We start from the raw sequence: 23,290 nt of genomic DNA, 5'->3' as shown, positions 1-23,290 counted from the left end.
TAGTAGTAACTTTTTGCTCCATATCTCACTTCCTAATGAATTTAAAAAACAATTTCATCGCTTCGCTCCAGGGCCCGAGCTCCAGCAGCTGCCGGGTTATTATCTCTAACTACTGGATCGTAAACTTCTAAATCCCCGGAGCGGAAGAAAATACTGGCCTCGCTTCGGACTTACCCGCTTGCATATTGCCTGCGCCACCATTTATACCCTGTAAGGGTAACCGCCAAAAATCCTCCATAGACAAGTAAAGAAATCCACGCATTGCGCGGGTCCGTGACCAGACCGTCTCCTACCAGCACGAACAGCAGCATAGAAGGAATTTTGCCTAGTGAGGAAGCGATAGCATAGGAAGCGAAAGACACCTTTCCCAAGGCAGAATAAACATTAACAATAAGAGATGGGATAATCGGGATTAATCGGGCAAACAAAATAAAGAGGAACGCATTTTTCTCAAACATAACCGTCATCTTGGAGAGCCCTTTTGTCTGATACAACAGACGAATACCCCAATCCTGGTAGCCGTAGCGCACAAACAGGAACATCAGCAGGGAGGCTGCCGTTGAGCCTACCCAAGTGATGCCGCCCCCCAGCAATGGTCCATAAGCAGCCCCGATCACTCCCCCGATGATTGGATAAGGAATCACCGGGAACAACGCCATCAGAGTGGCAATCATGATAACCACGACTGTCGGAGCAGGAGACTGTACCCAGCCAATAATGCTTTCGTGACGCCAATAGATGAAAGCGGCAACTCCTGCGTAAAAGAGACCCATTGCTAGTTTTTTTCTCATTTATACCCCTTTGTTCAACATTTTGCATCGCTCGTTTTCTTGACGGTTCAGAATTTTCCCTCATTGTACACTTTCGGAAGAAAGATCACAAAAATAGCCGCATGATTATTTTTTAGAATATATATCTATCTTTTGGTTTTCATAGTATAATAGGTAAATGATGGATATTTTATCATTTCAAAGGAGGTTGTACCTATGATTAAAGGTAGTAAACTATCATTACTCACCATTGTTGCAGCCCTCATTTGTTTAATGCTTACAACAGGAGCCTCAGCTAACGGAATATATCCGAATGGAGCGAAGACCCCTCCTCCCCCCGACTGGGATAGCGGCAATGTGCTTTTCATCGCTGAGGGTGACGTTTCCAGCACCTCTTTCCATGCTTCCGCAGTTTATCTGGATTCCGGCGGAACCAGCATTTCCAATCTGGGTAATGGGTCGATCAGCCTTTCCGGCTACACTTATGCTACGCAAAGAGTGGACACCCTCGGGGTGAGAGTCACCTTGCAAATGTGGACAGGCTCCGAGTGGGTGGATATTTTTCAAGGTGCAAGCACAACGGCCAGCAATTCCGCCAACGTGCACTATAACACAACCCGCTCTGTAACCGGCGGCCATTATTACCGTTCTAACGGTTATCACTGGCTGACACAGGGGACATTTTTTTGAGAGCGGCAATACGACAGGCTCTTCCTATTACATCAACTAAATCTGCTCCGAACAGAGGTAAAGCTGAAGCATATCCATAGAAATTGTTAAGTTTTTATAGACGATAATAAGAGCCGGACTGCCTAGATCATATTCCACGGCGGCCCGGCTCTTTCTCAGTTTGCTATCTTAAAATACCACGAGGCACAGCGGCATCGACTGACGATTAGCCCCTGCTGCCTTAAACTTGTTTCGGCTCTTGTTCATAGGACCTGTCCTCGGGATGCTGGAACCGCCTTGCCAAATAGAGCACAGGAGTGGCACTGATCGATACGATTACTTTAAACAAATAGGTTGTGAGTACAATTTGCAGCCAAACATCCAAAGGATACAACCCATAGAAAGCAATCGTACAGAAGACAAGCGTGTCCACCATCTGACTAATCCCAGTGCTGCCGTTCATACGGATCCAGAGCTGGTTTCGTTCAGGAAAACGTCTTTTTAAGTAAGCAAATAGATGGACATCTAAAAGCTGGCTAACGCCATAAGCGCATAAACTGCCGAGCGCCAGCTGTGGCAGCAGGCCGAAAATCAGCTCTAGGGATTCCTGTGCAAGGTCTCCAGGCTGCGGCTTAAACACAAGCGCCATCTGCATCATAATTGTTGAGGTAATCAATGTAAAAAAACCGAACCAGACTGCTTTTCTCGCTTCTCGGGGTCCGTGCTTTTCATTGATCAAGTCTGTAGCCATATAAATAGTGGCATAGATGGTATTCCCCAGTGTCGTGACAAGCATAGCCACTTCGATCGTTTTCACTACTTGAATATTGGCGATTACAGTAGCGAAGGCCACCCAGGCATACAGCCCCGTTCTGCCAAACAACCGGTAGCAGAATAGAAACAAAATAAAATTGACGGCTACAAATAGCACGCCCCAAGCTAAATTGAACATTTACATCGTACTCCACTCTTTTAACATTATGACCTCGTATGAAGTATACACTAAAACTTGCTTCTCTAACATATATCCGCGGCAACCAGCGAATAACCAAGCTCAGCTGACAGAAAAACACAAACAAGCCTCCTTAATCCCCAGCTTGACTGGGAGCAGGAGACTCGTTGCAGCTAGCTTTATACATGAAATTCGCAGCCATCCATCTGCTGGAAAAAGGTTTTCTAACGTGAATAAGTGGAGATAGCAAGGATCGGCAAAAGATCGTGCAAATGACGAATTACGTGTGCCGGCTTGGGCACATGCTTTTCCCATTCCATAAAGCCTTCGAACCAAACCGGCTGTAGCCCGGCTTGCCGTGCTCCATGGACATCGTTTACCGGATGGTCCCCTACATACCAGCTCGTCTGGGCATCCGCTCCTAATCTATGAAGAGCAAGCTCGAAAATGCGCTGGTCGGGTTTCTTAAGGTTAACTTCATCTGAAATGACGATTACTTCAAAGTATTCTCTAAGCCGGGCGGTATCAAGTTTGCGATATTGCGTATGAACCGATCCGTTGGTAATCAGGCCTAGCACGTACCCTTGGTCTTTTATGGAATCCAGCACCTCTTTAGCGGCATCCATCAGCACCGTGCATTTGAAAAATTCGGAGAACCAGTACTTAAGCAGATCTTCTACCGAAACAGCGGGATCTTTCAATACATATTTACCTTTTATCTCTTCAAAAAGCTCACGCTTATTGCGGTATCCATTGCGGTCGGCTATCCGGATAAAATCCAGCATCTCTTCTCTTGCTTCCGCCCCGCATTCAAAAAATTGGTCCAAGAGTCTCTCTGAAAAAACATGAAAGGCTTCTTTGCGGTTAATCAATGTATTATCTAAATCGAACAGGACTGCTTTGCGGCTCATCGGTAATGTCCTTTCTCCGGGCAATATCAGCTGTTCACCGTTAAGCTTATTACATGGCTGACAGCCAATAACGGCAGCCGAACCCGGGGGCTGAGTAATTCGATTATATATCAGCTGCACAAAGCTGTCATTCCCATAATGGCTTCAGGATTCTGCCGCGTCACGTTCGTGTCTTAACAGGTATAGGGATGGAGGCCTGCTTGGCCAAACGGGTACGATAGTACCATAAGATCACCACGTGCAGTACGGCCAGGAAGAGATAAATACTGCTGAACATAGCTGTGGATGAGTCATGATGGAACAGCCCCCAGTTTACTTCGCTTTCAGCTAGCCGGCTGTATACACCCGTTGTCATTCCCATAGCAACAAAATTCGTCATCGAGAATAGCCCCATGCCAACCCCCACCTGTTCCTTGGGCAACGTCGTAGATACCATATTGGCCACAGCTACCTGCATAAAAGTCTGCCCGACATTGCCGAACATTAAAATAAGAGGAATAAGCCCGATTACGATCACACCAACCGAAGCCGACAGAAGCATAAAGCATAATATTAACAGTCCGGCTGCCACCGTATACAGAACAACGTTTCCCTTGCGATCCGCCAGTCTGCCTCCCTGCCTTCCTAACAAAGCAGATGCGGTGGCAGCGGGGATTAAGGCATATCCTACCCATTGCGATTCAAGCCCGTAGACGTCGGCAAGCATCACCGGAGACAAATAGAACAGACCATTGGCTATACTGGCAACCAGCAGGGTCATCACTAGCCCTGAGCGATATCCGTTGTTCTTAAACAGCCCCGGGCGAATAAACGGTTCTTCAGCATGCCTAATCCAAAAATAAAATACGAGTAAAGCCAATACACCAAGCAGAATGAACAGCCCCGCACTGTAAGTTATCCCCAAGAGCACAAGAGTTATTGCGGAGAATAAAATCAAACCGCCCTTCCAGTCAAAGCTGCTTGGCGAGCTGCTTGTGGGTACGCTCAAATATCGGCGAAAAAAAGGCAGCAGGATCAACAACAGCATTGGCGGCACAAACAACCAACGCCAATGCGCGAAGCTGAGTATAAGCGCAGAGACGACCGGCCCTAGCACACTGCCCAGCGCCAGCCCAATTGCCGTCATGCTCATAGCCGACCCTCTTCGTTCGGGTGCAAAGAAGCGAACTGGAATAATCATCGCCATGGCGGGTACTACGGAAGCCCCGGCCGCCTGCATCAATCGTCCTGCAAGGGCTATGGCGAACGAAGAAGAAAATAAACCGGTCAGGGAACCAAGCACAAAAATAATCAGACCAAAGGTTAAAATATTTTTCAACTGATAACGGTCTGCCAGCTTCCCATAGGTTACGGTTCCGAATGCATAAATCAGGATATACCCCGAGGTCATCCAGCTAACCTGGGAAAGGGATAGACTCAAATCCGCGCTGATTTCTGGAATTACAATAGTGAACATCTGCACACTCATCGAAGACAAGGCCACGGTTATTAACATGAAGCGCATTAACTTCAAACCTATAGTCTCCTGTACTGCGGTATCCGGTTTCATGTCACCTCTCTCCCTTCGTCTCCTTCAAAGCGTGCGCAGACATGCGTTTAATCTTGTTCAGCAAATCGCTGTGTTCCTTGTCTGTTAGCTCTCCGGTCAGGAGATCGTTCCAAGAAATCAGCTTGCCCTTGATAAAATCCCGCATCTGTCTGCCGCGTGCCGTCAGTGTAACGACATAAGCCCGGGCGTCCAATGGATCACGGTTTCTCTCCACGTAACCGAGCTTTTCCAGCCGTTTAATAGCTCTTGCGGTCGCTGCCTTGTCAATATATAAATTAGCTGACAGCCGTTCCTGGGAGACTCCGTCTTTTTCGTACAAATTAACAAGAAATATATATTCAGAAGATTGAATATCATAATCCCGCAGTTCTCTGTTCAAATAAATTTGAAATTGGCGGTGCAGCACTGAAATCCAACGCGCAATACTTTCTCTTTGCCCTGACATAATCAAGCCTCCCTAGAATTAGTTGATATATCAACAATATAGATAAAACGTTGATTTGTCAACTATTTTTCGAGCGGTTAGACTCGGAGCAGAGCCATTACTTAGAAGGGCCTGCTCCTTCCAGGAAGACCTCCACTGACTTCATGTACAATTCAATAGCCGATGGCTCATTTATATAGCGCCGGGCGATCTCGCCAACACCCATCATCCAGGCTTCCAGAACCAGGCCGAGCAGGTGCGCATCATCTGTCCTAATCTCGCCAGTGCGCATGCCTTCTTCCAGCAGCTTGCGGTTAAAAGCTATGCGCTTGGCCATATAGCGTTCGGATTCCGCTTTGACTTCGTTCTTGTCCGATTCCTGCGCCATAAATTCATCGCATGCTTTACTTAACGGATGGTTCAAATCATGCTCGACGTACAAACGGGCCAGGCCTACCAATTTGTCACGCACGCTCTTGAATGCATCTTCCCTCTCTTCCCAGCGGGTCAGCCATTCCTGATCCCACTCATCCAGCAAATACAGAAACAATCCTTCCTTGCTTTTAAAATGATAGTAAATGTTGCCCTTGCTGCTTCCCGTTTCCGCTACGATGTCCTCTATTGACGTGGCCGTATATCCTTTAAGCGCAAAAAGCTCTCTTGCCGCTTCCGCTACCTTACGTTTTGTCTGTTCACCTTGTCTTCTTCTATTGCTCATCATTCATTCCTCCTTATTGCTGCAGTCATGGCCAAGCCGCCTACCGGATCGAAGCGGCGGTATCCGTACACAACACCAAACAGCACAAGCCCTTCCGCCAAGGGAACCGAAAGCCACACGCCGGTAACGCCCATGACCAACGGGAGAGTCAAGAGAAAGGCAAGCATGAAGATCATCTCCCGTGCCGCAGTCATTCCGACTGCCATTTTCGCATAACCGGCCGTCTGAAAAAACGTCATCATCACAAAATTAACGCCCATGAACAAATATGCGAACACAAATAGCCGCAGCCCATAAATAGCATGGTTAGTAACCTCGGCAGGGAAGTCTCCGAACATCTGCACGACTTGGCTTGCGCCCAATTGAACAATGGTGAAAAGCAATCCGCCAGCAATAAGCGCCGTCCTTACTGCAATGCGCATGGTAAGGCGAATGTTGGCAAAACTCTGGGATCCGTAGTAATAACTGATAAGCGGTTGAACAGCCGCCCCGAGCCCCAGAAATGTCATCAAAATGAGACTATGAGTATAATTTATCACGGCAAAGGCCGCCACTCCATCTGTCCCCTCAAGCCTTTCCAATATAATGTTGTGAGATACGGTAAAAACAGAGATTCCCACTTCTGCAAGGAAGCTTGGAAAGCCAATCACATCATACTGAACGTTCGGTTTGTATTATAGCAGAAGCTCAGTTCTTTAGACAAGGAAATGGATAAGCAAGGCGGGCGGCTTTTGCTGGCAGAAGCCGCCCTGCTTGGCCTTAACGGGATAAGTCTTTAAAAGTCACGGAGATTTCAACTAAATCCTGTATGCTTCCATCATTCGCACTTCGGGTATATACCATTAAAGTCCCAGTCGGTTCAGAAGGTGCTTGATCATAATACAAGGGTGCGTCAAAGAAGCCAAATGCAGGCCCGCCTTCAGAAGCTGTAACAAACCTTTCCGCACCCACTACCCGGCCCGAAGCATCACGAAGCTGATAGAGGACGGTCGCCTCAAAAGCCCTTGCCCTTCCTTTAACCCTGTCTCCGGGGGCAATAGCCGATCCCGGTAACGGCTCGGTAACCAGAATATTCGTGGAAGACGGCAGCGGCACAGCCAAACGGAAACCAGGATAAACCACATCAAGTGATAATCCGGGCCGTTCCTTATTGGCATTCAACAATTCGTCCAGAGAGATTCCAAATTTGCGGGAAATCCGATACAGCGAATCTCCTTGTTCTACTTCATAGACAAATGCAGGAACGTACAGCAGCCTCCCCGCCTGGAGAACATCCGGCTGCTCTAATTGGTTCAGCGCCGCCATCATATCAACGCCAGCAGAGAAGCGCTTGGCAATCCGGTACAACGTATCCCCGGGATTTACCTCGTATAAAACAGCGCTTTGTTCTGACATCCCTGGCAATCGGACAAGCAGTACCTCGCCGGGATAAATCAGACTGGGTTCCGTAATCGGTGGATACAGTGCATTCGACTCGATTAGCTCGGGCAGCGAAGCTCCCAGTTCATTAGCAATCGTATATAGAGAATCTCCAGGGCGAACGGTGTACACCACATGAGTCCCTGGCACAATGGGCATAGCCATGCACTCCTTCTCTTTTAGGGATATTACCCCATCCTATGCACTAAAGCCCATATGTGAACATTATATGCCTTAAGGAAAACCCGTTTTTTTCAATCTATGGGCCTATTCCCTCATTTTACATACTTTGGTATTCTACAACTAGCGAATCAAGTGCTTTAAACCATTAAAACATGGAAGGAGATTTATTTTAAATTGAAAATTTCCTCGAAACCGGCCCTTAGACACAAGCTTTTCTCATGCCTATTCGTTATCGTTTCATCCCTATTTGTCCTATCGTATGCCCATGCAGCTCAAGAAGATAAAATTGAAGTTTATGTGGATACAAACCATGTGGAGTTCGCCATCGATCCTTATCTTTATGAAGGCACCACTCTTGTTCAGCTTCGCCCATTGTTCGAATCGCTCGGAATTGAGCTGGAGTGGAATGGGGAGACCATGACGGTAACCGGCAAGAAAGGCAAGGACCAGTTCAGCCTGACCATAGGACAAAGCATCGCTACAGTCAACGGCCAAACTGTGGCTTTGGCTCTGCCGGCCCGACTCACTGACGGTCATACGCTCGTACCGCTCCGCTTCGTAAGTGAAGCGGCGGGCGCCGAAGTCGGATGGCACGGAGATTCCAAGACGATTCAGGTATACAGCAAGGAATACATTCAAATTTTAGGCATTACGAAGGAGGAAGCCGAAAAAGCAGTCTCTGCCGGCCCGCCTCTCATTTCAGAATCCCGGACAGGGCTGCAGGGCTTTTACGCCCGGGCATTCGCTGATCTCCTGGGCACTAGAGGCTGCGGTGGCGTATGCTGGGATTATTATTACTTTATCGACGATCATCAGTTCACCAAGGGACTGCCAGAAGGCCCGCTGGAAAGGATAGACTGCTCCCGAGAGGAGTGCTTTCCTTATGAGGTTAAAGGCAGTCAGCTGATTCTCGATGGCGCTGCTACCCATTCTATAGAAATCGCCGAGGATGGGATCCTGATTGACGGGAATTTTTATAATCGGCACGAGCCATTACTCCGCCCGAAGCTCGATGGCACCTATGTAGCATCCGGTTATGTCAGCCTGCCTAGCGGAGGCGGGTTCGCTTCTTCCAGCACGTTAATTTTCAGTCCAGACGGAACATTCTATGACGATCGGTTCATTGGAGTCATAACAGATGGGTCGGATTATGGAGACGGCACAGGCGTATCCTCTACTCATCTTAGTGATTCCGAAGCCGCCGGAAGGTATACGGTAATCAATCACTCCATCCTATTGGAATATGCGGACGGAACTACCGAAAGCTTGCTGTTCTTCCGCCCTGATCTGAATGATCAAATGTACAAAATCGGGGGCAGCGATTATCTCCTCACCGAACCGGTTGAACCGAATGAAGAATACGCACAGCGTAAAGAACAGGAAACAGTCATTACTGAGCCGCTGCAGGATAAATTGCTTACAGAAGGAATCGCTGATAAAAAAGTGATTAAACAGCATAACCCAGGCGTGTCTGAGCAAATGGGGGTTACCGAAATTGAATTAGTAAGTTATCAGTGGGCCGAGCTGGACATTCATCCCGAGCACCGGGATACTTTCTCAGGATTCGGGGATGGGCCGGTTGCAGCGCTTACTGTGAAGTACAACCTTATTAACAAAGCGACGGAAGGGCTTGATCTTTCCACACTGAAGAGCACGGTCTGGGTATCTGACGGCTATGTATTGGAGACAGCTTCCCTGTCCCCGAACGGTACCGGTATTCTTGAAAAAGACGGAAGCGAAGAAAGGCTGGCCGTGTTCCTCTTCCCCGCCAATATTCTGAAGGAATACGACCGTTTTGAACTCGTATTCAGTGATCTGAAAACCGAGCATGGATACGAAGCTTTTCACGAAAATGAACTGGATTTCTGGTTAACAGCTCCCTATTAATCCTTCTTTCCCTCCTGCAGCAAAGCCGTTTAGACGGAACGCAGGAGGGATTTTTCTATTTATGCTGAACAAGAAGCCCGTGGAGAACGGGGCTGGGGTGTGGACAGATGGGATCTGTTTGCAAGTTGTTGAATGGTTGTTGGCAGGCTGTCTGCAAATCGGTCCACATTGATAACGTATCCGTTAGCTTAATCCCTCATAGGAAAAATTCGTAAAGACGGAGCTGCTCGGTTTAATTGTTGCCGCGGCGTTTTAGTGCACTAATTGACAATAATCGTTGAGAAAATCAAAATTAAAAACGATTAATCCCTCGCATTAAATTCAAAATTGCTTCAAAGCGTATTTTATCAGCACAATCTTCGCAACAAAAAACCTTAACCTTTCTTTCCTTAGCTTGTTTATATTTTAGTGAACCTTCGTATACCCTGAATGTTTTTTTACAGGTATAACAAAGTACATCATAGTAAAACATTGGTAACCCCCTTAGTGACACATCACTTCTTAGTTGATATGTCGAAGATTGTAACCAGTTCCCTCGTATATTCCTTAACATCTAAATGAGGATTTCTCATTAATTCCATGGTGAACCCGTCAATGGCATTTCTTATTGTTAACGCCATCACCCTTGCTGATGATTTGGTAAATTTCCGAAAAAGCCCTTCTTGCACCCCTTGTTTGCAAGCTGATGACAGAAAGGCCCAAAAAAGCCGTAACAGGTCGCTAACCACCAACCTGTCACAGCTCTTAAACCCGCGTCCCACGCAGCCTCTCGACTCTTACTCTTCTCCCTGCGCAACCGGATTTTCCGGATACGAAATCCAATCGCTCCAGCTTCCGGCATACAGCTTCACCTTGTCAAATCCTGATTCCATCAAAGCAAGCACATTCGGGCAGGCCGTTACTCCCGAGCCGCAATAAACTATAATCTCCGAATCTTTAGCGAGCTTGGCAAACCGTTCACTCAGCTCGCTTCCGCTTTTCCAACGATTCTGCTCGTCTAAGGATTCCTTCCAAAAATAGTTGAGCGCCCCGGGAATATGTCCGGCTACCGGATCAATGGGTTCTGCTTCCCCGAGATAACGGGTGTGCTCCCTAGAATCAATCAGCACCGTTTCCGGATCATCCAGCTTCTCCCTTACATCGTGCATGCTAGCCAGCAGATGACTCTGCACCCGGGGGACAAAAGTTTTGGCGGATGGTTTTGCACTTTCCCGGGAGACTGGAAATCCATTTTCTTGCCAGCGGGTATATCCTTCATCCATCAAGTACACCCGATTATGTCCGAGAAAACGGAGCAGCCACCAAAACCGGGAAGCCATAGCGCCTCCCTGGTCATCATAAGCAAACACACGCGTGGAATCATCAATTCCTGATTCTCCTAATAGAATCGATAAGCGGCCTAAATCGGGCAGCGGGTGGCGCCCGCCATGCTCCTGAACAGGCCCGGACAAGTCTTTCTCCAGATCCATATATATGGCTCCCGGGATGTGGCCTTGGAGATATGCCTCCTTTCCGGCATCCGGGTTCCCCAGAACAAAACGGCAATCCACAACGATAACATCCGGCTTCTCCAGTTGACGATAAACCTCTTGTAATGAGATAAGATGGGACGGCATAGACATCGTTTCACATCCTTTTCTTAATCATACCCACACATTAGTTTTAGGATTACTTAAAACCTTCCCTATCGACATCCCCTTTTCCTGCTTCTTAAACCTCCTGAAATTTCTGGCGTTCACATGAAAATCCGGATAATTCTAAATATTACCTTATAAGGATTTTTGTACTAAAACTAAATCTGAGGTTATAATAGAATCAATAAAGAACGGAGTGAGCGCTTAATGTCACAACCATCCTCATATAATTATTCATTTTTCCTAAGACCTATGTCAGAGCGGCATGCCAAGCAAATCTGTGAATGGAAGTACCCCCCTCCCTATGATCTGTACAATTGGGAACACTGGGAGGCTATGCTCGCCAAGCAGTATGAATTCGCCGATGAAGCCGTGCGCAAAGAACAATATTGTGCAGTAGTAGATCAAGAGAACACCCTTTGCGGTTTCGCTCAATTTTTCCCTTTGGTTGGGGTAACCCGTCTAGGATTGGGAATGCATCCTGACTATGCAGGGAAAGGAAACGGGGTGCCATTTGTCCGGGCCATTGTAGCTGAAGCTCTGCGCCGTACGCCTGCCCATGTAATTGATCTGGAGGTACTGGTATGGAATGACCGGGCCCGGATCGTCTATGAGCGGTGCGGCTTTCAAATTACCGATCAATATATAAGAGGGACTCCTACCGGAGAGGATGAGTTCTACTGCATGGTGTATATGCCGGAGAAGGCGGCAAAGTTTTGTAAAATCTGATACTATAGAAGATAAGCCTTTTTTAAAAGAAGACTTGCGAAATCCTTATATCGATTGCCAGATCTTGAGTCAGTCAAAGCAATGTTGCCAGCTGGTTAATGACGTGCTCAAGACTTTTCCTATTTGACGGAGGGTAACCATCATGATGAAGGGGAAACTTACAAAAAGCCGGATGAACCAATTAATCGATGAGCTGCAGCACCGATTCGATCCGGAATCCTTGGATCAAGGTTGGGCTCTTTACCATAGAGGATTGGTGATCAAAGGAACCATCCAGCAAAAAAGCCTGCTGCGTGCACTTGTCGATGAGCATCCCTCTCATCATGTGCTTATAGATATAGATGCTTTCTCCAAAAGTGAATGCGACTGCGGACAGGCTCAGCCTTGCGGGCACATGGCCGCGGTTATTTTGGCTGCCTATGCGCTTCACGGCCGTCCGGAGCTGTTGTTCATTCAAGCCAAACACGCTCAGCTTAACAAAACCCGTACCAGCACGCGTTCCGCTCTCGTACGGGAAAAGACGGCGGAGAGACCTGCCGAGCCGCAAGACCGGGACCTCCCTGAAGAATGGCAGCGGATATTTGATCAACGGTTTCGGGGATATACACTCACCCACAGCAACTCCGTTGAAAGCTTCTACTCTCTTGCCATCGACTCTTTATCCCCTTTTGCTTCCGATTGGGACTCTTCCTTAAAGGGGATATACGAACTGCATATCTATTTATTCGTTTTACGGACCTTGGACGGATTTCACCAATCTCATCAACAGGCCTATACTTCCTTCTACCATGAGGCCGGAAGCCGGGCACTCGCTGCCCGCTGCATCCAAAAAACCGAAGAGCTGGCAGCAGCGCTCTCGCATAAGCTGGACTACCAGGCTTATTCCGCACAGTGGGATGCTACGCTTCGGTACGTCCGGGAGCTATGTCTTCAGAGCAAGCCCGGTCCCGTTGAATGGCTGGATGTGTACCGCATCTTATGGGAGAAGGTATTCCGCCAAATTGCTGATACCCGCCGGGAAGCTGCAGAATTAACGGAATGGTTAAACCATCGTGCGGGTACTCCCAGACAGCAGGATATGCTCCATTTGGCAATCGCCCATTTCGATTTTATGAAAGGTCACGATTCGGATGCTATGGAGCGGATGGCCAAGCTGCATCAGCAGAAGCCAAGCGATTTCTGGCATCTTTTGAATCAGCTCAAGCGCCGGGAGGAATGGGAGCGGCTGCTGCAGTGGCTGCGCTGGCTGCTGCCCTTAATGGCGAAAATGAAGCAAAACGATTTTCATACCGCGTGCTCCTACTGGGTGGAATTGACAAAGCAGCTCCCGGTCGATGAAGAGTGGATTCAAGTCATGCACCAGCTCTTACCTAAAAGCTACGCCTATTATACCGATTATTTAATGAATACCCAGCGTTATCGGCAGTGGATCGATTTGCAATTAGCTAACGGGATAGCTCCCTCCAGTCTGTATCCGGAGCAGCTGCGCCGCATTGAAGCGGCTGATCCTAATTTGCTGCTGCCGCTGTATCATCAGTCCATCGAACGGTTAATTATGGAGAAAAACCGTAATGCTTATCTGGCGGCTATTCGGGAAATGAGAGTTTTACTCGCGCTGTACCAAAAGCTGGGCCTGGAGCAGCGCTGGCGGCTTTATGTAGAGCTGCTCTCCAGCAAATTCTCCCGGCTGCGGGCCTTCCAGCAAGAATTGAAGAAAGGAAAGTGGCTTTCGTGAATCTATTTCCCTCCTATCGCGTTCATGCGAAGTGGATCCCGTCCGGCTTTCTCTTCTTATATGCCCAGCGCACGACAGGCGGGACCGTAGATGGATTGGAGCTCAAGCACAGACTGTTCGCCTGGCATGAGGCTTCTTTTTACGGAACCTTCCTTGATATTCGTGAAGATCAGGCTCTGGAAGGGGTGCTGCTTCCCGCATCTATGGCTCTTGACTACTTTTGTCAGCAGCACCGGCTTGTTCACGGCCAGCTAGAGTGGTCAGATGAACTGCAAAGCCTTATTCGGCTGGCCCCTTGGGTTAGAGAAGCGCTGGAACGCGAGTCCTTCATTCCCGATTACAGCAAGTGGAAGCAGGGGCAGATAGGCTGGAAGCTGGAATTGACAGACAGCAGCCTGCTGCCCTTTCCTCCGCTGGTAAAGGACTGGTCCGACTGGCTCATCTCGGAAAAAGTCCGCGATCAGCCTGAGCTGGCAGCTGCGCTGAAGAAGCTGCAGGAGCCCATGGAAGCTTATGTGAGCAAAGCCAGTGAGGGAGAAGACACCGTCCTCTGGCTGGACGAGGAGGATTGGCTGATCGCTATCGGCTGGAAGCAGGATCCGCGGCCGTTCCGCACCTGCCTGCAGCTGCTGGAGCCCGAGCAGGAGCAGGGCTGGCGTCTTGCGATCCTGCTGCAGGACCGCGAGCAGCCGGCTACGCTGATCGCGGTCAACGACCAGGCTGAGCCGCTCGAGCCTGGGACTGCTCTGCCGGAAGCCTGGCAGAGCGAGATCGACCGCGCAGTGGGCGATGTGCAGCAGTGGCTGCACGTACTGCCCTCTTTGCGCGACAAGCAGGAGCCGCACCGCTTGCGGAGGGAGCTGTCCCACGATGAAGCGTGGGATTTCCTCACCGGAGGCAGCTTGCGGCTCGCTGAGGCGGGCTTCGCCGTCTTCCTCCCGGCCTGGTGGGACCGGGTGCGCAGGATGAAGCCCCGCGTGAAGGCGCGGCTTAGCTCATCCGCCGCGCCAAGCCCTGCCGAGCCGCTTCTCGGCACGGAGCAGCTGATGCAGTTCGATTGGCGTCTGGCATTGGGCGAAGTTGAGATGGAGGAGAAGGACTTCCTCCAATTGGTCGAGCAGAACCGCCGCCTCATTCAATTTCGCGGTAACTGGGTGCTTGTGGACCCGGCCTGGCTCCGCAAAATCCGGGAGACGATGGAAGGCATCCGCCGGAAAAAAGGACTGAGCTTCCGGGACGTTCTGGAGCTTCACCTCAAGCATACCCTTTACGACCCTAACGACGAGGAGGATCCGCTCGGCGGAGAGCTGCGCATAGAGCTTGAACTTAACGAGCAGCTCGAGCCTTTAATCCGGCAGCTTCAGCGGGAAAGTGCGGTTCCTTTGATCGAGCCCCCCTCTCTTTTCCGGGGCTCCTTGCGGCCGTATCAACTAGAGGGGGCTTCCTGGATGCTTTTTTTACGCCGCTTCGGTCTTGGGGGCTGCTTGGCGGATGACATGGGACTCGGCAAAACGATTCAATGGATTACTTATTTGCTCCATGTCAAAGAGCACGAGAGGGTCGGCCAGCCTTCTCTATTAATTTGTCCTACTTCCGTGCTCGGCAATTGGCAGAAAGAGCTTCAGCGTTTTGCCCCCGATCTCAGAATCGGACTTCATTACGGCGTTCACCGCTTAAAGGGTGAAGCTTTCAAGCAGGGTGTCCAGCAGGCAGATCTGGTGCTGACCTCCTATAATCTAGCCCATATTGATTTGGATGAACTGGAATCTGTAGAGTGGGATTCCGTTTGCCTCGATGAAGCGCAGAACATTAAGAATCCGCAGACTAAGCAGGCTATGGCCGTACGCAGGCTGGAAAGCCGCCATCGAATCGCATTGACGGGGACACCGGTGGAGAATCGGCTGACCGAGCTCTGGTCCATTTTCCACTTTCTCAATCCGGGCTTTTTCGGCTCCCTGCGCCAGTTCAGCACGACCTTTGCGACGGCGATCGACAACAAAGAAACGGAAGCCACTCACAAGCTGCAGCGGCTGATTCGGCCCTTTTTGCTGCGCAGAGTTAAAAAAGACCCTGCTATCCAGTTGGACCTTCCGGATAAATATGAAGTGAAGACCTATATTTCGTTAACCGCCGAACAGGCTACCTTATACGAAAATTACATCCAGTCGATGTTCTCCCGCCTCGAGAGCTTAACCGGGATGCAGCGGCGGGGTCTCATCCTCTCATCCTTGACCAAGCTCAAGCAGTTGTGCAATCATCCGGCTTTGCTGCAGCAGCCGTTTGAAACGACGCAGCGGGAAGCCCATCGCTCCAATAAGGTAGAGCGGTTGCTCGAAATGGTCAGTGAGCTGCGGCAGGACGGCGACCGCTGCTTAATCTTCACGCAGTTTGTGGAAACTGGCAAGCTGCTTCAGCAACTGCTCGAAAGCCATTTGGAAGAACCGGTTCCGTTCCTGCACGGAGGGACGTCCAAGGCAATGCGCGACACGATGATTTCCCGCTTCCAGCAGGGCGAAACCTGGGAAGGCCGGGAATACGGCATATTTCTGCTCTCTCTAAAAGCCGGCGGAACAGGGCTCAATTTAACCGCAGCTAATCACGTGTTTCATTTCGACCGCTGGTGGAATCCCGCGGTTGAGAACCAAGCGACCGACCGCGCTTTCCGCATTGGCCAAACCCGCAATGTGCAGGTCTACAAATTTGTAACTCTGGGAACCCTGGAAGAAAGAATCGATGAAATGATTGAACGCAAGCAGCAATTAAGTCAGCAAATTATCGGCAGCGGGGAAAGCTGGATTACCGAGCTGTCTACGGACGAGCTGCAGGAACTGTTCCAGCTGCGCAAAGAATGGGTGGATGCTTAAACGTATTTCAGCAACCGGGTCGGCTTTCGGGCTTCGGGGCTTTCAGCTTCGGAGCTTCCAGCTTCCGGGCTTTCAGCTTCCGGGCTTTCAGCTTCGGGGCTTCCAGCTTCGGGGCTTCCAGCTTCGGGGCTTCCAGCTTGAATAGCCTGCGCTGAAACACGAAAAGGACCGTGAGGTTAAGCTCTTAACCGTCACGGTCCTTATTTTCTTGGCGTACTCTCCCATGCTCTTATCTCGTTAATGACAATCGGCTTTCCTGCTTTTTACTTTGCGACAAGTGTCTATACTTCAAGCAGCAGCAAAATTATAGATGTCAGACTAAAGCAGACACTGATCAGGCACAGGAAGGTTACAATTTGCTTCGGGTTCAAGCCAGCCGACAGCAGCCGGTAGTGAACTTGGGTAGCATCGGCTTTATAAATCGGTTTGCCGTTCATAAACCTGCGGAACACGACAAACAGGTTGTCGAAAATTGGCACACCCAAGGCCAAAATAGGAATAAAGAGCGACAAAATCGTCGCCTGTTTGAACGCTCCATCCAGCGCAATTACGCTTAGAACAAAACCAAGCAAAGTAGCCCCTGCATCTCCCATATAAACTTTGGCGGGCGGCTTATTATACTTCAGATAAGCGAGACCTACCCCAACCAGAGTGATCGCCATAATTGCTGAATCGCTTTGCCCCATCGTGATCGCGACATAAAAAGCGTCATCGAGGAAATAACAGACAACCCGCCAGCCAGGCCATCCATGCCATCAGAGAAGTTAATGACCGTTGTGACTCCAAAAATCCAGGTGACCGTCAGTACAAATTGCAGCCATACCGGCAGAACGACCTGCGACTCCGTAAACGGATTGTAGAACCCGCTAAACACGATACCGGATTGATAGATTAGCACAGCGGCAAAAATCTGCACGAGAAACTTCGGCCAGGCCGGGAATTCCTTTCCTTGAGTCTTGTACCAGTCATCGACTGTGCCAATTCCCAAAATGAGCACAGCGCCAACGAGAATTGCAATGGCCTCCGCACGGGGAGCTTCGTTAAACAATAGATAAGTAATGACGAATCCAAAGAAGATAGCAATGCCGGCCGTTAAAGGCACCGGTTCTTTATGTAGCTTACGCTCGACATTTTCTCTCGGCTTGTCCACAAAATCAATTTGGATCGCAAATTTGCGCAGGATAGGAATGGTTACATAAACAATAAGCAAAGATATGAGAAAAGCAGCAAAATACAGGATAGCGTATCCCTCCCAGAAGCTTACCCTTTACAGATTTCCAGCAGTAACCTAAAAAACCATTTATATTATAGCACGTTATGGCAAAATGAAAATAGATTTCCCGACAACAGGTTGTATGATTCATCTTCTTTTGACAACGGGTAAAAAAAAGTAACATGCTAAATCGCAAAGAACAAAAGGTAGAAGTAACACGAAAAATGCAAAAGAACAAAAGGTCGAAGCAACAAAGTAACACGCTAAAATGCGAACAAACAAAGGGTGGTCGAAGGAGGAATTCGGAATGAGTGGAAAATGGATGCTTCGTTTGGGTCATTTGTATACCCGTATTCAGAAGGACGATATTTCTGGTATGGGAGCCCAAATCACTTATTATTTAGTACTGTCCTTCTTCCCGTTCCTGATTTTTATCGTGTCGATGATTGGCTTTATTTCCATGAATTTGAACGAAATGCTGGCAACCGTTACAGGCATGCTTCCCTTGGAAGCCCATGAGTTTATTGTCGGATTTATTGCCGATCTGCAGACAGGAAGCAGCTCCGCCCTGCTTTCATTCGGTATGATCGCCACGATATGGTCCGCCTCCAAGGGCATACTGGCCATCCTCAAAGGGCTTAACCGGGCTTTTGATATCGAAGAAACCCGCCCTTTTTGGAAAGCCAGGCTGCTCTCTTATATTTTCACAGTCCTGCTGGGCTTTGTTATTCTGTTTTGTCTTATTCTGCTTATTTTTGGCCGTGTCTTGGCTGAGCAGCTGTTTACTTATTTTCTGCTTCCCGGTTATTTCGAGAGTGTTTGGAACTATGCCCAATATCTTATTCCGTTAACCAGCATGATCCTTGTCTTTATTGCTTTATATAAAATTTTGCCAAACAAGCCTATTCCCTTGAAAACCTCTATTCCCGGAGCATTATTTGCGACATTTTCCTGGATCATCGTCTCCCTGCTCTTCTCCGTTTATGTGAATAATTTTGGCAGCTATTCCAACACCTACGGCAGTATCGGGGGGATTATCGTGTTTTTGATCTGGCTTTACATCAGCAGCATGATTATTCTGCTTGGCGGTCATATTAACGCCATGCTTACATTGGAGAAGGAAGGCAAGCCGCTGCAAGCGGCAGAATGGCCTAACATCCCTTTTCTCTCCAAGAGGAAAAAAGACAAGGTCGACCCCGAGAGTCCACTATCCCACCTGTCTAAATAACCTAGGCAGGCATGCTAAACATAGAGTCCAGCCCACCATTTGTTGGCTCCCGGTTAACTGTTAATGGCAATTGGGCAGCAGGCAGGAGGCCGTTTTCAAAGGCAGGTCCCGGTTGCCCTCTGCTGGATCCTTTGCGACTGGCAAGGCGCGATGGCTCTTTGTGGCGGACCGATTAACCACTATATAGACACCCTCAGTAAAACAAGCAGTCTCTGCTGCATCATTAGTGGGCTCCCCTCGGAAGAGCCTGAAGCCGCTTCAGGGAAACCAGAACGAATGTTTTGCGTATAAGAGGATACGAGACAAACATGATTCATGCTGCAGTAAGGAGATTTAATAGTCATGATAAAATTACGCATACGCCATACTGCTGCGAAGGCTGATACCTATCCTCAACCTCGACGCAAGACGTGGGTGCGATGGCTTTTGTGGGCGGGCGGGAGCGCTTTGGGACTGATACTGCTGTCAAGCGCTGTGATAGCGATTGCCATTTCCCGGCTCGACATCAGCTTGCTTGAACAGCCTAATCCGACACCAACCTATATCTATGATGCAGGAGGAGAGCCAGTATCCCGGTTCTCCCCTTCTTCTATCGATCCGGTATCCATTAGCGAACTCCCTCCGTATATAGCCCAGGCTATTATTGCTGTAGAAGACCGCCGGTTTCGTGATCACCGTGGAGTCGATCTGATTGCTATTACACGGGCTTTATGGAGGGATTTGAAAGCGGGCCAAATCGTAGAGGGAGGCAGCACGATAACGCAGCAGCTGGCCAAAAACTTATTTCTCTCTTCAGACCAGACCCTGACCAGAAAGCTTAAAGAAGCCGGATACGCCATCAAAATTGATATGCACTACTCCAAAGACGAAATTATGGAGCTTTATCTTAACCATATCTATTTCGGCGAAGGTGTTTGGGGCATTCAAAACGCGGCTCGCTTATACTTCGACAAAGAAGCTCGGGAGCTGACTCTGGAAGAAGCAGCACTGCTCGCGGGATTGCCTAAAGCACCTACTCATTATTCACCTTGGCGGGACGAGGAAAAAGCGGTGACGCGGCGCAACGTTGTTTTGAGCTTGATGAAAAATCAAGGATATATCGACGAAGCCGAATATGAAGCCGCTGTTGCCACGCCCAGTGGAGCCGTCCCCCCTCACTCTACAAAATTGACCGGAGACTACCACGCTTACACCAATCATGTGATTGATGAAGCTATCACCAAGTACGGGCTAACGGAGAAAGATATTTTAACAGGAGGCCTGCAGATCTATACCGCGATGGACCCCAGTGTGCAAAAGGCCGTGGATGAAGTGTTTGCCAATTCCCCCAGCTGGCCTCAGGACAAGGAGGACCAAATCGTTCAAGGCGGCATGGTCATTATCGATTCTTCCACCGGACAGATTCGCGGTATGGCCGGACAACGGGGCGATGCCGTATATCGCGGCTTTAACCGGGCCACCCATCTTAAGCGGCAGCCAGGTTCGGCGATCAAGCCGTTAGTCGTTTATGCCCCTGCCTTGGAGAACGGCTACACCCCCCGCTCCCTACTGTATGATGGCGAGCTGGATATCAACGGCTATCAGCCGCAGAATTGGGACCGCCAGTACCGTGGCGAGGTTTCTCTTGAGGAGGCACTGGTCCAATCCTGGAACATCCCAGCCGTATGGCTGCTTAATGAGCTGGGCCTGGATACCGGCTGGCAATATGCCCAGGCATTCGGACTGCATCTGCATGAGCAGGACCGCAAGCTGGGCTTGGCCTTAGGCGGACTGCACGAAGGGGTATCACCCTTGCAGATGGCTCAAGCATTCAGCGCTCTTCCTAATGAAGGTGTGATGAATGAGGCCTATGCCATTACCCGCATAACGACTTCGCAAGGGGAGGTCATCGCTGAACCGGCTCCGCAATCGACAAGGGTAGTCTCACCCGAGGCGGCTTATACGCTGACTCTGATGCTGCAAAAGGCCGTAGAGTCAGGAACGGGGCAGGAAGCAGACCTTGCAAGACCTGTTGCCGGAAAAACCGGCACGACCCAGCTGCCGGACCTTCCTGACTTTGCAGGGATTACAGACCAAGCCGTCAAAGACGGCTGGTTCGTGGGGTACACCCCAGAGCTGACAGCTGCCATATGGGTGGGCTATGATTACACCGACAGCGAGCACTATTTAACCGCCGGTTCGGCCCTCCCCGCAGCCTTGTTTGCTCAAGTAATGGACAAAGCTCTGAGCGGGACCCCTGCCCGGGAATTTACCGCTCCTGAACATTACGAAGAATTTATTAAAGTTCTCGAGAAAAGAGATAAGGAAGAAAAGGAACGCCGAAAACAGGAAGAAAAAGAGCGAAAGGCCAAGGAGAGAGAGCAGCAGCGGGAGGAACGCAGGAAAGAGCGGGAAAAACAGCGTCAGGAATTCATGGACCGGCTCGGCAATTGGTTCCGCTAACCAGATGATCCCCATTCACTGCAGCGACTGACCTCAAGCTTTAGGAAAGCGAAGACGAGAGTGTCAAGTAGAGCCTTGAGTGTGAAGCTAAGCGAAAGTTGTCAAGTAAAGCCTTGAGTGTGAAGTTAAGCGAGAATGTCAGGCACTGCCTACAGTTTCTTGAGGGAATCGAAATCGAAGACTTGCGGCGGTAGTTATTACGGAAGACCCTCTTTTTGTTTCATTCTGTAAATTTTCAGTTTAATCCTACATATGGGCCTTTTCAGGTAGAAGACGATTGTGGGCAGAATGAGATAACAAGTGGAAAAGGAGGACTGTTCGATGCCATGGACTAAAAACGATTACCCCGACTCCATGAAGAATCTGGAGGAACGCACAAGAAATAAAGCTATTGAAATTGCCAATTCTCTGTTGGAGGAACAGTACGAGGAAGGCAGAGCCATTTCCATCGCCATCGCCCAGGCCAAGAAATGGGAGGAAGATCACCCGCAAACCAAAGATTCTACTGACCACGTTCATCTGCATGTGGTTCCGGAAGACGGGCATTGGCTGGTAAAGAAAGAAGGAAGCAGCCGAGTGGAAGCTAGAACGTCAACCAAAGAAGAGGCTGTAAAAAAAGCGAAGGAATTGGCTTCCCGCCGTAACGTCAGCGCGTTCATCCATAGACAGGACGGGACTGTGGAGAAAGTACACAATTACGCTTAAACTCCAGTTAACCTGCATAATTTACGTTTGGCCATTAATTTCCTTAATACAAAAATATTAACCCTCTAAGAATCATTTAGAGGGTTAAACCATTTATTTAAGAGTTACATTTTCGCTTATTAAAGGGTTCTTCAGCTTATCAAAGATTTATCCTCAGCTTATTTTAAGGGTTACCTTCGGCTTAAGTTATCTTTAGCTTATTTAAAGGGTTGCTTCAGCCCACTAGATTATCATCTCACTCATTTATCAATTGAATAGGTGGCAGCCAATGGGTAATGATCGGATATAATGGCCTCGTTCAAAATTCTCGCATCTTTCACTCGCAGCTCTTTACTTGAAAATAAATAATCGATCCGTTTAACTGGAACATACTCTGTTTTATCCGCATTGGGCTGCACCAGTGTAAACTCCTTCTCCCATTCCGTCCCTGCAAGACTATCCCTAAACATAGACGTAAGACGAATGATCTCCGGGCTGTCCGGAGCCGCATTGAAGTCGCCTGACATAATAATCGGTTCAGTCCTGCCCTTGGCTTTGTCCATGATTTGCTCTGCCTGCTGCATACGTTCTCTGCTGTCAAGACCGAGATGTGTATTGAAAAATATGACCTTGCTGCCCTGTATATCGATATGCGTTTCCAAAAGCCCCCGTGCTTCCGGCCTATTCACATCCAAGAGCTGAACAAGCTTGTGGTTTTTCTTATAAATTATTGGGAACCTGCTCAACACTAGCGTTCCGTATTGACGCTCAGGCTTTCCATCATCCTCAGCCGGAAGTGTCAGGTTAGCACCATAAGCGTAATCCATGCCTAACCGTTCAGCCAGCCAAACCCCTTGATCAACGTAATGACTTCGTGCGGAAAAGTGCTTGTCTACTTCCTGCAACCCGATCAGTTCAGCACCCGAGGCCTCAATGATGGAAGCAATTCGCTCCAGGTCAAGCTTTCCGTCAATCATTCCTTCCCCATGCAAAATATTGAAGGACATGACTGTAAGTTCCTTAGTGCCGTCTGCTGCGTTTGATGCCCCCCACTCTTGATTCATCTACTGCGCCCCCCCCAAATAATGCATTATTAGTCTGTCTAATCAACATACCATATTGAAGTCTTGGAGAAAAGCTGAATGACAGCAAGGCCGCCGGGCATTCTATATAGATTGAAGCTTCATTAGCGTAACCGTGTTACAGACTCCAGCTAACTGTGTTACAGACTCCCTGGCATAGGGTAAGTAGTGGAAATTACATTCCAGTCTTCTGAAAA

Annotated in this window: 18 protein-coding genes and 1 pseudogene; 8 read left to right on the top strand and 11 right to left on the bottom strand. The window is 49.0% G+C overall.

Features of this window, described 5'->3' with window-relative positions:
* Nucleotides 1-170 precede the first annotated feature (170 nt).
* Nucleotides 171-791: a TVP38/TMEM64 family protein gene (locus PSHG_RS23320; protein WP_026021582.1), complete on the bottom strand. Its 621-nt coding sequence runs from the start codon at nt 789-791 to the stop codon at nt 171-173.
* A gap of 195 nt (nt 792-986) precedes the next feature.
* On the opposite strand from PSHG_RS23320, the gene PSHG_RS28820 reads away from it, so the two are divergent.
* A complete protein-coding gene (locus PSHG_RS28820) occupies nt 987-1,460 on the top strand; it encodes a hypothetical protein (RefSeq protein ID WP_010278475.1) in 474 nt (157 codons plus the stop codon).
* A gap of 220 nt (nt 1,461-1,680) precedes the next feature.
* Here PSHG_RS28820 and PSHG_RS23310 read toward each other — a convergent pair whose 3' ends face one another.
* The 7 genes from PSHG_RS23310 to PSHG_RS23280 form a co-directional block, all read right to left on the bottom strand.
* Nucleotides 1,681-2,391 carry a queuosine precursor transporter gene (locus PSHG_RS23310; protein WP_010278474.1) on the bottom strand — a complete coding sequence of 237 codons (711 nt, stop codon included), beginning with the start codon at nt 2,389-2,391 and terminating at the stop codon, nt 1,681-1,683.
* 224 nt (nt 2,392-2,615) lie between these two features.
* Complete coding sequence (locus tag PSHG_RS23305; protein WP_026021581.1) at nt 2,616-3,302, bottom strand: HAD family hydrolase; 687 nt, start codon at nt 3,300-3,302, stop codon at nt 2,616-2,618.
* 160 nt (nt 3,303-3,462) lie between these two features.
* Nucleotides 3,463-4,851 (bottom strand): MFS transporter, encoded by a 1,389-nt coding sequence (locus PSHG_RS23300; protein ID WP_010278471.1) that lies wholly within the window; start codon nt 4,849-4,851, stop codon nt 3,463-3,465.
* Between the two features lies 1 nt (nt 4,852).
* Nucleotides 4,853-5,296 carry a MarR family winged helix-turn-helix transcriptional regulator gene (locus tag PSHG_RS23295; RefSeq protein WP_010278469.1) on the bottom strand — a complete coding sequence of 148 codons (444 nt, stop codon included), beginning with the start codon at nt 5,294-5,296 and terminating at the stop codon, nt 4,853-4,855.
* Between the two features lie 97 nt (nt 5,297-5,393).
* On the bottom strand, nt 5,394-5,996 hold the full coding sequence (locus PSHG_RS23290; RefSeq protein ID WP_235782114.1) for a TetR/AcrR family transcriptional regulator: 603 nt from the start codon (nt 5,994-5,996) through the stop codon (nt 5,394-5,396).
* Nucleotides 5,993-6,643, bottom strand: coding sequence for an MATE family efflux transporter (locus tag PSHG_RS28815; RefSeq protein ID WP_081505235.1), 651 nt, complete (start codon nt 6,641-6,643; stop codon nt 5,993-5,995). Before PSHG_RS28815 ends, PSHG_RS23290 begins: the two co-directional genes overlap by 4 nt.
* A gap of 109 nt (nt 6,644-6,752) precedes the next feature.
* Nucleotides 6,753-7,571 carry a LysM peptidoglycan-binding domain-containing protein gene (locus PSHG_RS23280; RefSeq protein ID WP_010278462.1) on the bottom strand — a complete coding sequence of 273 codons (819 nt, stop codon included), beginning with the start codon at nt 7,569-7,571 and terminating at the stop codon, nt 6,753-6,755.
* A gap of 198 nt (nt 7,572-7,769) precedes the next feature.
* On the opposite strand from PSHG_RS23280, the gene PSHG_RS23275 reads away from it, so the two are divergent.
* A complete protein-coding gene (locus PSHG_RS23275) occupies nt 7,770-9,482 on the top strand; it encodes a copper amine oxidase N-terminal domain-containing protein (RefSeq protein WP_010278460.1) in 1,713 nt (570 codons plus the stop codon).
* A 776-nt stretch (nt 9,483-10,258) separates the two neighbouring features.
* Here the strand turns inward: PSHG_RS23275 and PSHG_RS23255 are convergent.
* Nucleotides 10,259-11,104, bottom strand: a complete 846-nt coding sequence (locus PSHG_RS23255; protein ID WP_010278452.1) for a sulfurtransferase — start codon at nt 11,102-11,104, stop codon at nt 10,259-10,261.
* A gap of 219 nt (nt 11,105-11,323) precedes the next feature.
* On the opposite strand from PSHG_RS23255, the gene PSHG_RS23250 reads away from it, so the two are divergent.
* From PSHG_RS23250 to PSHG_RS23240, 3 genes are all read left to right on the top strand, one after another.
* The gene (locus PSHG_RS23250; protein ID WP_026021578.1) at nt 11,324-11,845 is read left to right on the top strand and encodes a GNAT family N-acetyltransferase; all 522 of its coding nucleotides are present in this window, start codon (nt 11,324-11,326) and stop codon (nt 11,843-11,845) included.
* Nucleotides 11,846-11,987: 142 nt separating this feature from the next.
* Nucleotides 11,988-13,580 (top strand): SWIM zinc finger family protein, encoded by a 1,593-nt coding sequence (locus tag PSHG_RS23245; protein ID WP_010278448.1) that lies wholly within the window; start codon nt 11,988-11,990, stop codon nt 13,578-13,580.
* Nucleotides 13,577-16,444, top strand: a complete 2,868-nt coding sequence (locus tag PSHG_RS23240; protein WP_010278446.1) for a DEAD/DEAH box helicase — start codon at nt 13,577-13,579, stop codon at nt 16,442-16,444. The genes PSHG_RS23245 and PSHG_RS23240 overlap by 4 nt, the downstream gene beginning before the upstream one ends.
* Before the next feature lie 281 nt (nt 16,445-16,725).
* On the opposite strand, the pseudogene PSHG_RS28805 reads toward PSHG_RS23240, so the two are convergent.
* Nucleotides 16,726-17,684 (bottom strand): annotated as a pseudogene (locus PSHG_RS28805) (MraY family glycosyltransferase).
* Nucleotides 17,685-17,964: 280 nt separating this feature from the next.
* Here PSHG_RS28805 and PSHG_RS23225 point away from each other — a divergent pair.
* The 3 genes from PSHG_RS23225 to PSHG_RS23215 all read left to right on the top strand — a co-directional run bounded on the left by PSHG_RS23225 (nt 17,965) and on the right by PSHG_RS23215 (nt 22,032).
* Nucleotides 17,965-18,885 (top strand): YihY/virulence factor BrkB family protein, encoded by a 921-nt coding sequence (locus PSHG_RS23225; RefSeq protein ID WP_010278444.1) that lies wholly within the window; start codon nt 17,965-17,967, stop codon nt 18,883-18,885.
* A gap of 342 nt (nt 18,886-19,227) precedes the next feature.
* Nucleotides 19,228-21,327, top strand: coding sequence for a transglycosylase domain-containing protein (locus PSHG_RS23220; RefSeq protein ID WP_010278442.1), 2,100 nt, complete (start codon nt 19,228-19,230; stop codon nt 21,325-21,327).
* 321 nt (nt 21,328-21,648) lie between these two features.
* Nucleotides 21,649-22,032 carry a DUF2188 domain-containing protein gene (locus PSHG_RS23215; protein WP_010278441.1) on the top strand — a complete coding sequence of 128 codons (384 nt, stop codon included), beginning with the start codon at nt 21,649-21,651 and terminating at the stop codon, nt 22,030-22,032.
* A gap of 239 nt (nt 22,033-22,271) precedes the next feature.
* Here the strand turns inward: PSHG_RS23215 and PSHG_RS28800 are convergent, their stop codons facing one another.
* On the bottom strand, nt 22,272-23,075 hold the full coding sequence (locus tag PSHG_RS28800; RefSeq protein WP_010278440.1) for an endonuclease/exonuclease/phosphatase family protein: 804 nt from the start codon (nt 23,073-23,075) through the stop codon (nt 22,272-22,274).
* Nucleotides 23,076-23,290 lie beyond the last annotated feature (215 nt).

The sequence above is a fragment of the Paenibacillus senegalensis JC66 genome, assembly GCF_000285515.1.
Classification (GTDB): domain Bacteria; phylum Bacillota; class Bacilli; order Paenibacillales; family NBRC-103111; genus Paenibacillus_L; species Paenibacillus_L senegalensis.
The sequence above is the reverse complement of the archived record's forward strand: the minus strand, read 5'-3'. Positions and strand labels throughout refer to the sequence as shown.

Excerpts from the sequence above, each read along its gene's own strand:
- PSHG_RS28820 (WP_010278475.1), top strand. The coding sequence starts at position 987 with ATGATTAAAGGTAGTAAACTATCATTACTCACCATTGTTGCAGCCCTC.
- PSHG_RS23255 (WP_010278452.1), bottom strand. The coding sequence starts at position 11,104 with ATGTCTATGCCGTCCCATCTTATCTCATTACAAGAGGTTTATCGTCAA.
- PSHG_RS23280 (WP_010278462.1), bottom strand. The coding sequence starts at position 7,571 with ATGCCCATTGTGCCAGGGACTCATGTGGTGTACACCGTTCGCCCTGGA.
- PSHG_RS23300 (WP_010278471.1), bottom strand. The coding sequence starts at position 4,851 with ATGAAACCGGATACCGCAGTACAGGAGACTATAGGTTTGAAGTTAATG.
- PSHG_RS23220 (WP_010278442.1), top strand. The coding sequence starts at position 19,228 with ATGATAAAATTACGCATACGCCATACTGCTGCGAAGGCTGATACCTAT.
- PSHG_RS23250 (WP_026021578.1), top strand. The coding sequence starts at position 11,324 with ATGTCACAACCATCCTCATATAATTATTCATTTTTCCTAAGACCTATG.
- PSHG_RS23295 (WP_010278469.1), bottom strand. The coding sequence starts at position 5,296 with ATGTCAGGGCAAAGAGAAAGTATTGCGCGTTGGATTTCAGTGCTGCAC.
- PSHG_RS23310 (WP_010278474.1), bottom strand. The coding sequence starts at position 2,391 with ATGTTCAATTTAGCTTGGGGCGTGCTATTTGTAGCCGTCAATTTTATT.
- PSHG_RS28800 (WP_010278440.1), bottom strand. The coding sequence starts at position 23,075 with ATGAATCAAGAGTGGGGGGCATCAAACGCAGCAGACGGCACTAAGGAA.
- PSHG_RS23320 (WP_026021582.1), bottom strand. The coding sequence starts at position 791 with ATGAGAAAAAAACTAGCAATGGGTCTCTTTTACGCAGGAGTTGCCGCT.
- PSHG_RS23290 (WP_235782114.1), bottom strand. The coding sequence starts at position 5,996 with ATGATGAGCAATAGAAGAAGACAAGGTGAACAGACAAAACGTAAGGTA.
- PSHG_RS23305 (WP_026021581.1), bottom strand. The coding sequence starts at position 3,302 with ATGAGCCGCAAAGCAGTCCTGTTCGATTTAGATAATACATTGATTAAC.
- PSHG_RS23225 (WP_010278444.1), top strand. The coding sequence starts at position 17,965 with ATGAGTGGAAAATGGATGCTTCGTTTGGGTCATTTGTATACCCGTATT.
- PSHG_RS23245 (WP_010278448.1), top strand. The coding sequence starts at position 11,988 with ATGATGAAGGGGAAACTTACAAAAAGCCGGATGAACCAATTAATCGAT.
- PSHG_RS23215 (WP_010278441.1), top strand. The coding sequence starts at position 21,649 with ATGCCATGGACTAAAAACGATTACCCCGACTCCATGAAGAATCTGGAG.